The organism is Streptococcus pyogenes (assembly GCF_002055535.1).
Taxonomy (GTDB): Bacteria; Bacillota; Bacilli; order Lactobacillales; family Streptococcaceae; genus Streptococcus; species Streptococcus pyogenes.
Window position 1 is genome coordinate 1,155,138 of sequence record NZ_LN831034.1, and the last position, 14,292, is coordinate 1,169,429.

The window sequence follows — 14,292 nt, forward strand, 5'->3', positions numbered from 1 at the left end:
TACTCCTCTAATTTATTTTCGTTGTAATAATAGCTTTAGCAATCACTTGATCATCCACAAAAATTTCAATATCAATGGTGCTGCTTCGTCTATTTTCAGTAATGATTTTAGGATATATTTTTAATTCATCCTCAATTTGAATAGCATGTAAAAAGTATACCATCATTTGTTCGATAATGATATTTTTTTGGTGCTTTTTCGTGAGGGCTCTGATACTAATTTCCTTTAAGAACTCTGAAATAACACCGTTTGACATGTTACCAGCACTATCAATCATTGTTGGCTCAACTACTACTTGATAATAATCAACCGTTTCTTCAAGGTTAGAAAGTATTTGCTCACTATAAGTATAGGGGTTATTTGGTTGGTGATTTGGCAAATTTTCCATTGCTTGTCTACGAGTAATCATACCAAGTAAATTGTTTTCTTCGTCAGTGACAGGTAACATGTTTAAATCTTCAAAGATCATTTTCTGGCTAATATTAGCAAGACTAGTATTTGGTCTAGCCGTTATTGGATTTTTAGACATGACCTTGGTAAGCTTAGTTGTTGGCAACTGATCCACCACATCACGCATACTAACTACACCAATCACTTTTCTTTTATAATCTAATACAGGAAACCTGACTTGTCGTGTTTTTTTTATTAATGTATTGAATTCTTCAACAGAGCTGTCTTCGCAAAGGTAACCATAATCTGTAATAGGTATCATTACCTGTTCAACTGTTTTGAGATCTGTTTTAATACGAATATTAGATAGCGCGTGATTAATCATTGTTGCCACAGTAAAGGTATCATAATGAGTTACCATAACTGGGATTCGTTGGTTATTTGCCATTTCAATAACACGTTTGGATACTGGAAATCCGCCCGTCACCAAAATGGCATTATGGTTTTCAAGAGCTAAGAGTTGAATCGTTTCACGATCCCCAACTATTAATAACCCTCCTTTGACCAAGTAACGACGAATATTTTGTTGAGTCATAGCACCAATTGAAAACCTACTAAATTCATGTCCTAAACCAGCATGTCCCGCTAGCACTTCCGAATCACTGATCCGAGCAATTTCGGAATAGGTCAGACGGTCAATACGAACCCGTCCTTTTTTTTCAATACGAACAGTTCCACTTCTTGGTTTGGTTTCGACAATACCTCGATTTTCTGCCTCTTTAATAGCACGGTAGGCTGTTCCATCGCTTACTTTTAAGTGGTTTGAAATGCTTCTAACACTCACTTTTTTACCAATAGCAAGTTTTTCTAAATAATCTAAAATATCTTGATGTTTGCTCATAATGATTATCACCTATCATTAGTTAGTTGGTACATTTTATAAATGCAGATTTTATGAGTATTACGATCACTTCCTTTAAAACAGGTTTTTAGTTGAAAACCTGCTTTTTTAGCTACTTTCTGGCTGGCCTTATTTTCTAAATGAGTTATAATACGCAACGTTTTGAGACCAAATTCGTGAAAAGATAAATAAACAAGTTTTATTACGACTTCTGTCATAATTCCTTGTCCCCAAAAGGCATAGTTTAAAAAATAGCCAATATCAGCACAACGCGTTTTAGCATCATAATGCTCAATTCTAATAGAACCTATTACTTGGTGGGTTGCTTTATCTTCTATTGCCCACTGACCTAAAGGAAACTTTATAAAACTATGTACTAAAAGATAGTCACTTGCTGCCTTAGTTTTTTGTTCTGGAAAAACATAATAAAGGTTTTTAGTGTCGTTAACCATGCTGTAAAAATCCCAATGATCTTCATAGCGAAAAGGCCGTAATATTACTTTCGGAGTCTCAAAAAAAGCAAACACTGCAAGCTTTGTCCAAATATCCATATTATACCTTTCACAATACCTGTATTGGGTCCATTATAACAAATCTTTTGCAAATATTCTATAACAGTCTTAGTCTTTATCTATCCTTTGATACAACTGGGTTAGTTTTATTAAAGCTTGTTCTAATGAGTTTGAGAACATTTAGTCTTTCAAGCTATTATAAACTGTAGCATTTTTAAATATCAGAAAAAGAGAATCTTTCGATTCCCTTGTTTCATTTGCTAGAACAAATAGCAACTAATTTTCTTTGCACTTTGAACTTACAACTAACACACCTGTACTTACCATTATTGCAAGCGCAGCAGCTGTAAAGAATGGGTTAGACTCTTCACCAGTTGTAGGAAGGGTATTAACGTTTTGTCTTTCTTCTTTTTTAACTACAGGTTTTGTATCTTTAGTTTTCTTAACATCTAAAGCGATTGGAGTTGCTGCTTTTTCCCAGGCGTCACTAGCAGCGTTATCTGATTGAACTACTTCAGCTTCTTCTGATTGTAAAGCGTCTGTTTGATCCGCCAATGCTTCTAAGGCGTCACTAGCAGCGTTATCCGCTTTAACAACCGCAGCTTCTTCTGATTGTAAAGCGTCTGTTTGATCCGCTAATGCTTCTAAGGCATCTGAACTTGCTGCTTCTATAGCTGTCGTAGCTTCTTTATCCTCAATAGCTTGTTTTTTTAATTCATCAATGGCTCTTTCTTCATTACGTAATGCCAGTTTTTCTGGAGCATTGCCAAGAAGATTAGTTAAGGTTCCGCCATTTGGAATAATTCGAGGCTGTTCGATAGGTGAGTCAACAGCAGATACTGTTGAACCGACTAATACTGATGCTGACACCGCAACTAATCCAAAAGCTGATCTACGCAAAAAGCATTTCACTTTTATTTCTTTTCCCATTGTTTCTCCTTTTTTATTTTTATATGCATTAGCATATTAAATTACCGATAATTTGGAAATTATAATTAATAATTCCATCTTTTATTATACAGATTAATTGCATAAAATCAAGTTTATTATCTAATTTATATATTATTTTTTTAAAAAATTAATAAAATAATATTTTAAGGAGTGTTTATTTATCACTTTACTACCGTCAACTCATTATTTTAGCATTAAAATTAATAATATTAGTTAGTGATATCATTTTTATCTTTTTTATGACAGTTAAAAAGCCATAAAATGCAACAAAGTATGCACCTAAGTATCATTAGCCTAAGCACATGTAATATAAAAAAGAGAAGCGTTAGCTTCTCTTTAGTCTTCGATTAATTGAATATCTGCCCCTAGTGCTGTTAATTTTGCAATGATACTAGCATAGCCACGTAAGATAAATTCAATATTAGTAATTTCTGTCTTGCCTTCAGCTATTAGACCAGCAGTCACTAGAGCCGCTCCGGCACGTAAATCAGTGGCTTTGACCTGAGCTCCTGTCAGGCGAGACGGCCCTTGATAAACAATTTGACCACCAATAACTGAGATATCTGCTCCCATGCGCATCAACTCTGGCACATGGTTAATGCGCTTTTCATATATAGTGTCAATAATCGTTCCACGACCATCTGCTTTTAACAACAAGGGCGTTAATGGCTGTTGCAAATCAGTGGCAAAACCAGGGTAAGGAGAGGTTTTAATTGTAATAGCCTTGAGGGATTCTTGCTTTTCAACAAAGATAGCATCCTCTTCTACCGTCATACGGACACCCATTTCTTCTAACTTAGCAATGAAACTCTCTAAATGCTCATAAAGAACATTAGTGATCTTAACACCTTTTCCAATAGCTGCCGCCAAAGCGATATAAGTCCCTGCTTCAATACGATCAGGAATAACTTGGTGTCTAGTACCATGCAATTTCTGAACACCTTGTATCGTAATAATATCTGTACCTGCTCCACGAATATGCGCACCCATGTTATTCAAAAGAGTAGCCACATCAATAATCTCTGGCTCACGTGCAGCGTTTTCAATAACCGTTTTACCTTGAGCTTTTGTTGCCGCAACCATAGTATTAATTGTAGCACCGACACTAACGGTGTCCATATAGATATGAGCGCCATGAATTTTTTGACCATTTGTCGATAAATTCATATTTTCACCCTCATAAGACACTTCAACTCCCATAGCCTCGAAGGCCTTCAAATGCAAGTCAATTGGTCTTGGTCCTAAATCGCAACCACCAGGTAAGCCAACAACTGCTTGTCCAAAACGACCTAAAAGACTACCGTAGAAATAATAGGAAGCTCGAAGACTATTAATCTTTCCGTAAGGCATCGGGATGTCTTGCACCCCTCTAGGGTCAATTTCTAAAGTATCACCATGATAGTTTACTGTTGCTCCCATAAGCTCCATGATTTCAATCAGACTATCTACATCACTAATAGCAGGTACACCATCAAGAATCACAATATCATCGGCTAAGATGATTGCTGGAATAAGCGCAACAACACTGTTTTTTGCCCCTGAAACTGCCACTTCTCCAGATAAGGCTTTTCCGCCATTAATAATAATTTTACGCATACATTCAAAACTTTCTTATACTAGAATTCAACCTTTTCATTTTATCATAAATCATGAAGCCTGACAATTATTGACGTCTTAATTTTTAATCATCCCTTTTAAAGGCTTATTTAATAACAAAAAAGCAGAGTAAGATTTTTTCACTTACTCTACTTTTTTAATAAAGTTGTCGTTTATAATACTGTTTTTACAGCTTCTACTAAAGCATCAACCTTATTTAAACGCTCCCATGGCAAATCAATATCTGTTCTCCCCATGTGACCATAGGCAGCTGTTTGTTTGTAAATCGGGCGTTTTAAATCAAGCATTTGAATAATGCCTGCTGGCCGTAAATCAAAGACTTGACGAACAGCAGCTTCTAAAACAGCTTCAGGAACCGTTGAGGTTCCAAATGTATCCACGCGAACAGACACAGGCTGAGCCACCCCAATCGCATAAGCTAGTTGGACTTCAGCTTTGGTCACAAGGCCTGCTGCCACAAGGTTTTTAGCAATATAGCGAGCAGCGTAAGAAGCCGAACGGTCCACTTTTGTCGCATCTTTTCCTGAAAAAGCACCGCCACCATGACGTGAATAGCCTCCATAGGTATCCACAATAATCTTACGTCCGGTCAATCCAGAGTCTCCTTGCGGACCTCCAATAACAAAACGTCCTGTTGGATTAATGAAGAACTTTGTGTCATCATCTAAATAATCTGCTGGAATTACAGCCTTGATCACTTTTTCAATCACATCCTGACGAATTTGGTCATTAGTAGCTTCTGGATCATGCTGAGTAGAAATAACGACTGTATCCACACGAACAGGTTTATCGTGTTCATCGTACTCAACTGTCACTTGAGATTTAGCATCTGGACGTAGATAACTAATCTCACCTGACTTACGTAATTCCGCCAAGCGACGCACTAATTGGTGAGATAAGGAAATTGGTAAAGGCATCAATTCTGGTGTTTCATTGATGGCAAAACCAAACATGAGCCCTTGGTCACCCGCTCCAATATGGCTAAGGTCATCAGTATCACCTTCTCTGCTTTCGAAAGCTTCATTAACCCCCTGAGCGATATCTCCAGATTGTTCTACAAGTGATGGATGTACTCCCACTGATTCTGCTGAAAAGCCATATTCTGCTTCTGTATAACCAATTTCTGCAATGGTGTCGCGGACCACACGGTTAATATCAATGTATGCTGTTGTTGAGATTTCTCCAAAAACATGAACAGAACCTGTGTAAACACAAGTTTCTGCAGCCACATGGGCTTCTGGATCTTCTGCTAAAATGGCATCTAAAATAGCATCTGAAATTTGGTCTGCAATCTTATCTGGATGCCCTTCAGATACGGACTCAGACGTGAAAAGTTTACGTTCTGACATAAAAATGTCCCCCCTAATATGTTGATTCTTCCTTTTTCAGTCACATTGACCACAAAGCAAGAAGTTGCCTACCCCTTTCTTCCTAGCTGATTGAGCAAGTCAAGTGGCCAAAACCAACTTAGCTAATCAGTTACGGTTTTACTAGTAAGGCAACTAGCTAGTCCACCTAGTGGCTAGCGTCCATTAACCAGACAAAGAATGTCTGACAATAGCGTTGAGTTACAAAGAATCCGGTCTCCTTGTTGAGAGGATGTCACCACAAAATAAGCCTTAGACGAAGTAATTTAGCTAAAGGGAGAACGACTGTTCCCCAAATGAAGTCAACAACGTCTCAAAAACATTTCGTTCAACAGACCGTCTTATCGGGACTCAATAACAATCTATTATAACATGTTTTAGCCATTTAGGTGCCATTCTTTTCACTCATTATCCTATTTATTTCAAAAAAACCTCAAGGTTATTCTTGAGGTTCTCTTGATAGTCAACAATGGTGTCATTAGGACGATTCAGTTGGATCGGGTTATTCTTAGATTAGTTTAGTCAGCATGGTTTTGCTCATCTTTAGCTTCATTTTCATCCTCATGTTCATGGTCGTGATCATCTTTGTCTCTGTGCTCGTGAGCATGACCTTCTTCATCTTCATAGGTATGATTATGGTTGTAGTCATGTGATTCCGATGCTTCTTGAGCACTTTCTTTCGCCTTAGTAGCCATAGCTGCTTTTTCTTCAGCTGTTCCATTACCTACCATAGAACCTTCGTAAACCGCTGGGAAGTTTTTCGCAATGGCTTCTGGAATATGTTGCTCGTTCAATTTAAGGTCTGCTAATGAGATATTGTTATGACTAATATCAATGTTAGTAACTGTCTTATTGGGTTTAGATAGGTTGACATTTGTTAATTGGTTTTTAGACACGCTTAAAATGTCAAGTGCTGTAAAATTATTAACACCTTCTAGAGAAGTCAACTGGTTGCCTGTCACATCCAAGAAAGTAAGTGACCCTTGCTTGTCTTTAAGCACAAGCGATTTAATTTGGTTACCTTCTGCTTCTACTCTGACAATGACGCTACTTGCTTCAATACCTTCAAGAGATTGCAATTGCGCACGGTTAATAGATAGGCTAGATAGATTAGGATTATTTTTCAAGAAATCCAAATGAGAAACCTTGGTATCATTGACCATTAACGTTTCTAATTTGGGTGCTTGAAGTGTTGCTAAGTCAACATCAGCATTTCTTGATAAATCAACAACCGTCAATGATTCTTTATGAGAAACAGGGCTTAAATCTGTAATCTGATTATTATCAATGTGCAATTCTTGCAATTGATGTAACGATGCCAGTGGGCTTAAATCAGAAATCTTATTGTTACTCAATACGAGGAATTTGAGATTTGGTAATTGACCAAGCGGCCTAATATCTTCAATACCATTATCAGCAGCCGCTACTAGAGTTAAGTTTTTATATTTGCTCAAGAAACTAATATCTTTGAGATTGTTTTGTGAAATATCAATGCCTTCTAACTGTGGCATATTATCCAAAAATCTATAATCAGTCACCCCTGTTTTTGTCATTAACAACTGTTTCAATTTTTTAAATTGCAAAACAGGTGAGATATCTTTGATTGGTGTAAAGCCAATTCCTAAAGTTTCTAAGTTGGGTAACAGTGAAAGTCCTTTACGTTGCAAAGGATCTTTACGGCTGCCCAAGTCAAGTTTGATAACCGTTGCTAACCATTCTTTCATCATATTCGGATCTTTTTCATTTGATGGGAATGGGGTTGGAGCATCGTGAGTGCGAACGATATCCAAAATCACTTCTTCATCAAACCCTAAGGCACGCAAGGTATCCATTCCAACCTTATGTTTTTCCAATTCACGGGCATGCTCAATAGCATGTGGATCTGGAATGTCTTTTCCGATTTCAATATCAGATAACATCAATACGTGTGCGTGGTCATGGTGAGGGTATTCCAAACCAAGTTTACCGTCTTGTGTTTCCACACGTTTAATAGTTGATGGATCAATCCCCAATTTTTCTGCCAAATAAGCTAATTTTTCTTGGTATTCCTTTTCACGTTCAGATAGCTCTGGTGTCTGATGGGTTTCTGCTGGCTTTTCTGCTTTTTTAGCGGGATCGTATTGATCTGCCACATGTGCCCAGCCACCCTGACGAAGGTCCGCAAAAGAAATAGGATGTAAGTGACCATCGTGGTCCACTAAAATACTGTCTTTTGTTACCCCAACAATACCTTGACCGTTAAATTGAAAACCATCTGAGGTTGGGAAATGCAAGCCTGGAATACCATTAGCTGTAGCTGTTGAAACAAGGCTACTGGTTTGTGGCAAGCGAGTAGCAACCTGTTTAGCTTGTGCCTGTGTCTGACCTGATAAGCTTGACTTCAAAATATAATGGAAGTGATCATCGTGGCGAACCGTGTAGCCTAAAGCATCTTCAGCCACAATATCCGCTGGGTTAAATTCATAATGGTGATGAGGATCTGCTACTTTAGAAGTCCCTTGACTAGCTGCTCGCTGAGCAACAGCTGGCTTAGCTAAACTTGCTCCTTTTGGAATAAGGTATTCAAATGGACTTCCCTTTAAATCGGCATAAAAAATAAAATGCGAATGACCATCATGGTCAACAACGATTCCCTGATCTGTTTTTGATAAGATTTTTGAGTCTTTGGTTAAAATAAACCCATCATCTGTAGGAAAATCGACACCCGCCACACCTTTGTGAGTCTTGTTTGTCTTTTTGCTTTTTTTAATCGGTTTAATTTTGTTTGACGTCATTCCCTTACGTGATTGTTTCGTTTTAATGGGATATGTACCATTACCTCGTGATTGACAAGCTATCAAAGTCAACTGAGATGATAACAATAGACCAACTAAAATAATAACTTTTTTCGTTTTCATTCAACCCTCCTTTTTATTTAACTGGTTAAGTATATCACATCACTTGTTTTTCCTCAAGCTCTTTTTAGGATAACTATTAGTTGTTGACGAGTTGGAGCTCTGAAGCTTCAACAAACAATAGTTTCTGTTGTTAGTAGCATTACACAAAAAAACTAACTTTTCTTTTCCTTTGAAAATAAGATCTTTTATAATATACTATACATATGAAAACATCAGAAAAAATTTATCAATTACTGTCACAAACCGATGACTTCGTCAGTGGGGAATATCTAGCAGATCAACTCAGTATCTCTCGTACATCCGTTTGGAAATCCATCAAAAGTCTCGAAAATCAGGGGATTCAAATTGATTCTTTAAAACACAAGGGCTACCGCATGGTACAAGGTGATATTTTATTACCCAAAACCATTAGCCAAGGGCTTGGGATGCCAGTCACCTATACCCCTCACAGCCAATCTACCCAATTAGATGCCAAACAAGGAATCGAAGCTCATAACAGCGCTCCAAGGCTTTACCTAGCTCCTAGCCAAGAAGCTGCCAAAGGACGCCTCGATCGGCAATTTTTTTCAGCTAGCACCGGTGGTATTTACATGTCCATGTACCTAAAACCCAATGTCCCTTATGCTGATATGCCTCCTTATACGATGATGGTTGCTTCCAGTATTGTCAAAGCTATCTCGCGATTAACAGGCATTGATACAGAAATCAAATGGGTAAACGACATCTATCTAGGTAACCATAAAGTTGCAGGGATTCTGACAGAAGCCATTACTTCTGTTGAAACTGGTTTAATCACCGATGTCATTATTGGGGTTGGTCTCAACTTTTTTGTCACCGACTTCCCAGAAGCGATTGCTCAAAAGGCAGGTTCTCTCTTTACCGAAAAACCGACTATCACGCGCAATGACCTTATCATTGACATCTGGAAATTATTCTTATCTATTCCTGTCAAGGACCATGTCAAAGTTTACAAAGAAAAATCACTTGTTCTTAATAAACAAGTGACCTTTATAGAAAATAGTCAAGAAAAACGTGCTATTGCGATTGATCTCACAGATCAAGGACACCTCATTGTACAGTTTGAAAATGGTGACCTTCAAACCTTGCGAAGCGGTGAAATCAGTCTTTCTTCTTGGGAGAATTAGCCGTTTTTAAAATGGTTTTAGTCAGTTGGTTAATGGTATGCACTCTTCTTAAATCCCTAAAGAGCAACAAGCCCCAAAATAAGGCGAAGAGATAATTTCCAGAGAGTAACAGGTCATTAAAAAAATAGGTTTCAAAGGCACATACAAAGGCCATAAAAAGAAATTGTCGAATAGTCATAGCTTTATTATAACAAAAAAATACTGTACTATGAAGAAAAGTAACGAGATAAAACGTGGGTAAGGGCAAAACCTTACCCTTATGTATTTCAGTTTTAGTCGTCAATAGTATTTATTTTATCGAGCAAAAAATCAAACCCTTCTGGAATATCAAGCGCTACTTCTTGTTCTTCTTGAACACTGTCTTTTTGCGATTTCATTTGCTGAGCAAATTCCTTACGAATATGCTGAAAATCTGTCCTTGGTACTGCCAGAATATTGGGAGAAAAACCAGCAGCTTTACTCATAATGTTACCAAACATATCATTAAGATTATTTCGGCTCATGACTTGTTCTGCATTAAAGGCAGCCTCGAAAGCCAAAATCGCATTCTCACTATTTGCTAAGACAGGCTCAGAGCCCATCAATAAGGCTCTGTCTTGGGCAGAAATGTTATCTAGAATTTCATTCCAAGCATTTTTTAGAGCATCTAGATATTGTCGAGATTGTTGGCTATTTCGAACCGTTTCTTCCATGATTTTCAAAATGGTAACCCGATCAACCCTGTAGCTTGTGGTTTTAGGTTTCGTTTTATCAGATCTTGCCAGTGAATCAGGACGCGATTGGAGCTGCGACAATTGTTGTTTAAGTTGTGCCAACTCATTTTTGAGCGTTTCAATCTCTGAGATTAACTCTCCTGACAAGTTTACTTGGGACAAAATCTGCTCTTTCTGAGCTAATTGGATAGTCATCATTTCGGCATAAATCCGAGGATGGGTTCCCTTTTTGATTTCAGGGAGATGACTAGTAACAACTGTTATCATTTGGAATATACGATCTATCGAGAGAGACAAATTGGTATCAAAAACAGCTGACTGACGTTGATTGTCGCCGCCAGCTTTAACCACCAATAAATCACGCAGATAGGTCAATAAATCTGTCGCAAAGCGGCTCATGCTCTTCCCACTATCATAAATGGTCTCTAAGGCTGCCAGAGCTTGCGTAGCCTGTTCTTGGGAGACATATCGAACATAGTCACCCAGAGCAAGTATGGAAATAGAACCTGTAATTTCTTCGGCAATTGCAATGGCGACCTGATTATCTGGTGACAAGCTCAAAGCCTGATCTAAAATAGATAAAGCATCACGCATGCCTCCTTCTGCTCGCCTTGCAATGAGATTTAAAGCATCCACCTCATAGGCAATACCTTCTTTGTCCAAAACCCAGGCTAAATGCTCTCGAATAGCTTTTTGCTTAATAGCTTTGAATTCAAAGCGTTGCACACGAGATAAAATAGTGGCTGGAATTTTATGCAATTCCGTTGTTGCCAAGATAAAGACAACATTTTCTGTCGGTTCTTCCAAAGTTTTCAAAAGCGCATTAAAAGCCCCTGTTGATAACATGTGAACCTCATCAATAATATAAACCTTGTAAGTCGCACGACTTGGCGCATAGGTTGATTTGTCTCGAATGTCACGAATTTCATCAACACCATTATTCGAGGCAGCATCAATTTCAATCACATCTTCCAAGCTTCCATTCGTGATATCTCGGCAAATATCGCATTGATTACAGGGTTCACCATCGACTTGGTTAGGACAATTCATGGCCTTTGCAAAAATCTTTGCCGCACTTGTTTTCCCAGTCCCTCTAGGACCTGAAAAAAGATAAGCATGGCTAATCTTGCCAGATTCAACTGCCTGCTTTAAAGTTGTGGAAATAACCGATTGTCCCACCATTTCGTCAAACGTTTGGCTCCGGTATTTCCGATAAAGAGCTTGATACATCAGTTTTTAACTCCAAACATGTTAAAGGTAAACGTGGTCTTTTCAAGAAATAGATCCACAAAGGCCTCTAAGTATTCTTGATCAACCTCATCATAATCAGCTACAAGACTAGAATCCAAGTCCAGCACCCCAATCAAATGGCCTTCTTTCACCATAGGCACAACAATTTCACTCATGGCTGCCGCATCACAGGAAATATAGTTGGCATGCTGCTTCACATCATTTATAATAATGGTTCGACGAGACTGAGCTGATTCGCCACAAACACCTTTACCAAGCTTGATATGGACGCAAGAAACCCTACCTTGAAAAGGGCCAAGAATTAATTCCTGCCCATCAAAAAGGTAAAATCCCGTAAAAACAGAATTGGGTAGTGTCATGTTTAACAGGGCGCTGGCATTTGACAAATTAGCCAAAGCATTTGATTCATTCGCAAACAGCTCTTTTGCCTGCGCTATCATTAGTTGGTATTGCTCAATTTTTTTAGACTTATTCATACCTTTTATTATAGCATATCTGGGTCTATTCGAGTATTTTTTACGACTATCTTTCGCTTCAGTCAGTTTTTAAAATGGTTTTTGAGGTTGTTTATGATATAATTTTCAATATTATTAATATCATCTTAATATTAGGAGGTTTTCGTGAAACAAATCACTCAACAGAAATGGTTACGATACGGTCTTTTTATTGCTTTAGTTTTAAATGGTATTGAACTTGAATTGTTAGGACTGACTGCTAACAACCTTTCCTTTAAAGAAGCTTTTGCTCTAATACTAACCATTAGTCTATTAGGCATTTACTTAATTCCATTTGCAGCAGCTATTTTTTATTTAAGTAAAAAATTTCATATGAACCTGAACGTTATTATTGTTAGCTGTCTTAGCGGACTTTATATTTCAGGTTTTTTAGCTTCTTGTGGGAACCATCTCGTAGGACAATTTTGGTCATACATCATCCCTTCTAAAGACGCTTTAAAGCTTTGGGGAGATGCTTTAACTGCCCCTATTGTCGAAGAGCCCATTAAGGCTTCTTCGGCTATTTTAGTAATTACTTTATTTCCTAGACTTACTCTTAAAGAAAAATTAGTTGTTGCTTTACTTTCTGGCATGGGCTTTCAACTAACAGAAGATATCCGTTATTTGATTCAAGCAAAATCTATAGATAGTCTCGTACCGACTGCTATTGAACGTATTAGCACTGCTGTGACTTCACATTGGGTACATACAGCTATTTTTACCATTGGAGCATACTTATTATTAAAGGGTTCTAACCTTTTTTCAAAACAGCAACAAATTTTCTGGTTATTAAGTCCTCTGGTTCTACATTTCATCTGGAACTCTCCTCTAACAAGCATTCCTGGCATGACAGTTTTACTAGGAACATTAATCCTTTTAATCTTTGGTGATCTTTTTCAAAAAATCAACACCCTTGACGATGATGTGCTTTTTTAAACTATAAAAGAGCCTTGACTAAATAATACTGATTAAGGGTCTTTTAAGTGACTCACTTCATAAAGATATAAGTTACTAGTAATGTCAACAAAATACTAGTATAACAAGTGATGACAAAGTACCACTTTCTGGTTTTATGGTGGTACTTTTTAGCTGCAAGTAATGCTCCAAAACCTCCAAACAAAACTGTTATCACTAATAATTTTCTTTCACTAATACGCCGTTTCTTTTTTATGGCTTTTCTTTTATCAAAGGCATATATGACAAACACGAGTTCATTCCAAACAAATAGTAATCCAAGCCAAATTAATAACATTTCTATTTTATGATCCCTTTCTCTATGAAGAGCACAACAATAAAAGAGCAGATTTAAATAATCTACTCAGCCACTTCCACTATACTTCTCCAAGAATACTCGCAATTTTACTATTAATAACATCAATAGCAACGACATTACTAACTCCCTCTGGAATAACAATATCAGCATAGCGTTTACTTGGCTCAATAAACTGATGATACATAGGCTTTACCACGCTTGTGTACTGATCAATAATACTTTCTAAGCTTCTGCCACGTTCCATCATGTCACGCTTAATACGACGAATAATACGAATATCGTCATCTGTGTCTACAAAGAGCTTGATATCCATCAAATCTCGCAAACGCTCATCTTCTAGGACAAGAATACCTTCAACAATAATAACATCCTGAGGATCCTGACGAAAGGTCGTATTACTGCGGGTATGCTTTTTGTAATCATAGATAGGAATATCTACAGGTCTACCAGCTAATAATTCTTTTAGTTGCTGAATCATAAAATCTGTATCAAAAGCTAGAGGATGGTCATAATTGGTCTTGACCCTTTCTTCAAAACTCATGTGAGACTGATCTTTATAGTAAGAATCGTGTTGAATCATTGCAATACGAGCATTTGGAAAACTGTCCAAAATAGCGCGTGACACACTTGTTTTACCGCCACCTGAACCACCAGTTACACCAATAATAATCGGTTTTTTAAGCATTTTAAACTCCAAATCTAAAAAGTCTTTCTCACTATTTTACCAAAATTGAGACTATAATGCTATAATGAATATAGAAACAATAGTAAAAGGAAGACG

At 37.4% G+C, this 14,292-nt stretch carries 13 protein-coding genes; 2 read left to right on the forward strand and 11 right to left on the reverse strand.

Translation table 11 applies throughout. The annotated features are described in order from the left end of the window. Positions 1-7: 7 nt before the first annotated feature. The 6 genes from spxR to B6D67_RS06210 form a co-directional block, all read right to left on the reverse strand. Entirely contained in the window at positions 8-1,291 is a 1,284-nt protein-coding gene (gene spxR, locus B6D67_RS06185) for a CBS-HotDog domain-containing transcription factor SpxR (RefSeq protein WP_002989302.1), read from the reverse strand. Between the two features lie 8 nt (positions 1,292-1,299). Then, entirely contained in the window at positions 1,300-1,842 is a 543-nt protein-coding gene (locus tag B6D67_RS06190) for a GNAT family N-acetyltransferase (protein ID WP_002984095.1), read from the reverse strand. Positions 1,843-2,079: 237 nt separating this feature from the next. Beyond that, positions 2,080-2,733 carry a G-related alpha2-macroglobulin-binding protein GRAB gene (gene grab / locus B6D67_RS06195; protein ID WP_010922409.1) on the reverse strand — a complete coding sequence of 218 codons (654 nt, stop codon included), beginning with the start codon at positions 2,731-2,733 and terminating at the stop codon, positions 2,080-2,082. A 357-nt stretch (positions 2,734-3,090) separates the two neighbouring features. After that, positions 3,091-4,350 carry a UDP-N-acetylglucosamine 1-carboxyvinyltransferase gene (locus B6D67_RS06200; protein ID WP_002989295.1) on the reverse strand — a complete coding sequence of 420 codons (1,260 nt, stop codon included), beginning with the start codon at positions 4,348-4,350 and terminating at the stop codon, positions 3,091-3,093. 173 nt (positions 4,351-4,523) lie between these two features. Next, positions 4,524-5,720: a methionine adenosyltransferase gene (gene metK / locus B6D67_RS06205; RefSeq protein WP_010922410.1), complete on the reverse strand. Its 1,197-nt coding sequence runs from the start codon at positions 5,718-5,720 to the stop codon at positions 4,524-4,526. A gap of 536 nt (positions 5,721-6,256) precedes the next feature. Then, positions 6,257-8,635: a leucine-rich repeat domain-containing protein gene (locus tag B6D67_RS06210; RefSeq protein WP_010922411.1), complete on the reverse strand. Its 2,379-nt coding sequence runs from the start codon at positions 8,633-8,635 to the stop codon at positions 6,257-6,259. Positions 8,636-8,838: 203 nt separating this feature from the next. On the opposite strand from B6D67_RS06210, the gene birA reads away from it, so the two are divergent. After that, complete coding sequence (gene birA / locus B6D67_RS06215) at positions 8,839-9,780, forward strand: bifunctional biotin--[acetyl-CoA-carboxylase] ligase/biotin operon repressor BirA (protein ID WP_002984078.1); 942 nt, start codon at positions 8,839-8,841, stop codon at positions 9,778-9,780. Here the strand turns inward: birA and B6D67_RS06220 are convergent. The 3 genes from B6D67_RS06220 to B6D67_RS06230 form a co-directional block, all read right to left on the reverse strand. Continuing rightward, on the reverse strand, positions 9,755-9,958 hold the full coding sequence (locus B6D67_RS06220) for a DUF3272 family protein (protein ID WP_002992607.1): 204 nt from the start codon (positions 9,956-9,958) through the stop codon (positions 9,755-9,757). The two genes, birA and B6D67_RS06220, sit on opposite strands and share 26 nt — an antisense overlap. 94 nt (positions 9,959-10,052) lie before the next feature. Beyond that, positions 10,053-11,723: a DNA polymerase III subunit gamma/tau gene (gene dnaX, locus B6D67_RS06225; protein ID WP_010922413.1), complete on the reverse strand. Its 1,671-nt coding sequence runs from the start codon at positions 11,721-11,723 to the stop codon at positions 10,053-10,055. Continuing rightward, positions 11,723-12,220, reverse strand: a complete 498-nt coding sequence (locus B6D67_RS06230) for a GAF domain-containing protein (protein WP_010922414.1) — start codon at positions 12,218-12,220, stop codon at positions 11,723-11,725. The genes dnaX and B6D67_RS06230 overlap by 1 nt, the downstream gene beginning before the upstream one ends. 144 nt (positions 12,221-12,364) lie before the next feature. Here B6D67_RS06230 and B6D67_RS06235 point away from each other — a divergent pair, with 144 nt between their 5' ends. Then, positions 12,365-13,174 (forward strand): PrsW family intramembrane metalloprotease, encoded by an 810-nt coding sequence (locus B6D67_RS06235; RefSeq protein WP_002989260.1) that lies wholly within the window; start codon positions 12,365-12,367, stop codon positions 13,172-13,174. A gap of 52 nt (positions 13,175-13,226) precedes the next feature. On the opposite strand, the gene B6D67_RS06240 is transcribed toward B6D67_RS06235, so the two are convergent. Next, complete coding sequence (locus B6D67_RS06240) at positions 13,227-13,490, reverse strand: DUF1294 domain-containing protein (RefSeq protein WP_010922415.1); 264 nt, start codon at positions 13,488-13,490, stop codon at positions 13,227-13,229. Between the two features lie 79 nt (positions 13,491-13,569). After that, positions 13,570-14,196: a uridine kinase gene (udk, locus tag B6D67_RS06245; protein WP_002984060.1), complete on the reverse strand. Its 627-nt coding sequence runs from the start codon at positions 14,194-14,196 to the stop codon at positions 13,570-13,572. Positions 14,197-14,292 lie beyond the last annotated feature (96 nt).

Coding starts and splice junctions, on each gene's coding strand:
- udk (WP_002984060.1), bottom strand. CDS start 14,196: ATGCTTAAAAAACCGATTATTATTGGTGTAACTGGTGGTTCAGGTGGC.
- metK (WP_010922410.1), bottom strand. CDS start 5,720: ATGTCAGAACGTAAACTTTTCACGTCTGAGTCCGTATCTGAAGGGCAT.
- B6D67_RS06200 (WP_002989295.1), bottom strand. CDS start 4,350: ATGCGTAAAATTATTATTAATGGCGGAAAAGCCTTATCTGGAGAAGTG.
- spxR (WP_002989302.1), bottom strand. CDS start 1,291: ATGAGCAAACATCAAGATATTTTAGATTATTTAGAAAAACTTGCTATT.
- B6D67_RS06190 (WP_002984095.1), bottom strand. CDS start 1,842: ATGGATATTTGGACAAAGCTTGCAGTGTTTGCTTTTTTTGAGACTCCG.
- B6D67_RS06230 (WP_010922414.1), bottom strand. CDS start 12,220: ATGAATAAGTCTAAAAAAATTGAGCAATACCAACTAATGATAGCGCAG.
- B6D67_RS06220 (WP_002992607.1), bottom strand. CDS start 9,958: ATGACTATTCGACAATTTCTTTTTATGGCCTTTGTATGTGCCTTTGAA.
- B6D67_RS06240 (WP_010922415.1), bottom strand. CDS start 13,490: ATGTTATTAATTTGGCTTGGATTACTATTTGTTTGGAATGAACTCGTG.
- grab (WP_010922409.1), bottom strand. CDS start 2,733: ATGGGAAAAGAAATAAAAGTGAAATGCTTTTTGCGTAGATCAGCTTTT.
- B6D67_RS06210 (WP_010922411.1), bottom strand. CDS start 8,635: ATGAAAACGAAAAAAGTTATTATTTTAGTTGGTCTATTGTTATCATCT.
- dnaX (WP_010922413.1), bottom strand. CDS start 11,723: ATGTATCAAGCTCTTTATCGGAAATACCGGAGCCAAACGTTTGACGAA.
- birA (WP_002984078.1), top strand. CDS start 8,839: ATGAAAACATCAGAAAAAATTTATCAATTACTGTCACAAACCGATGAC.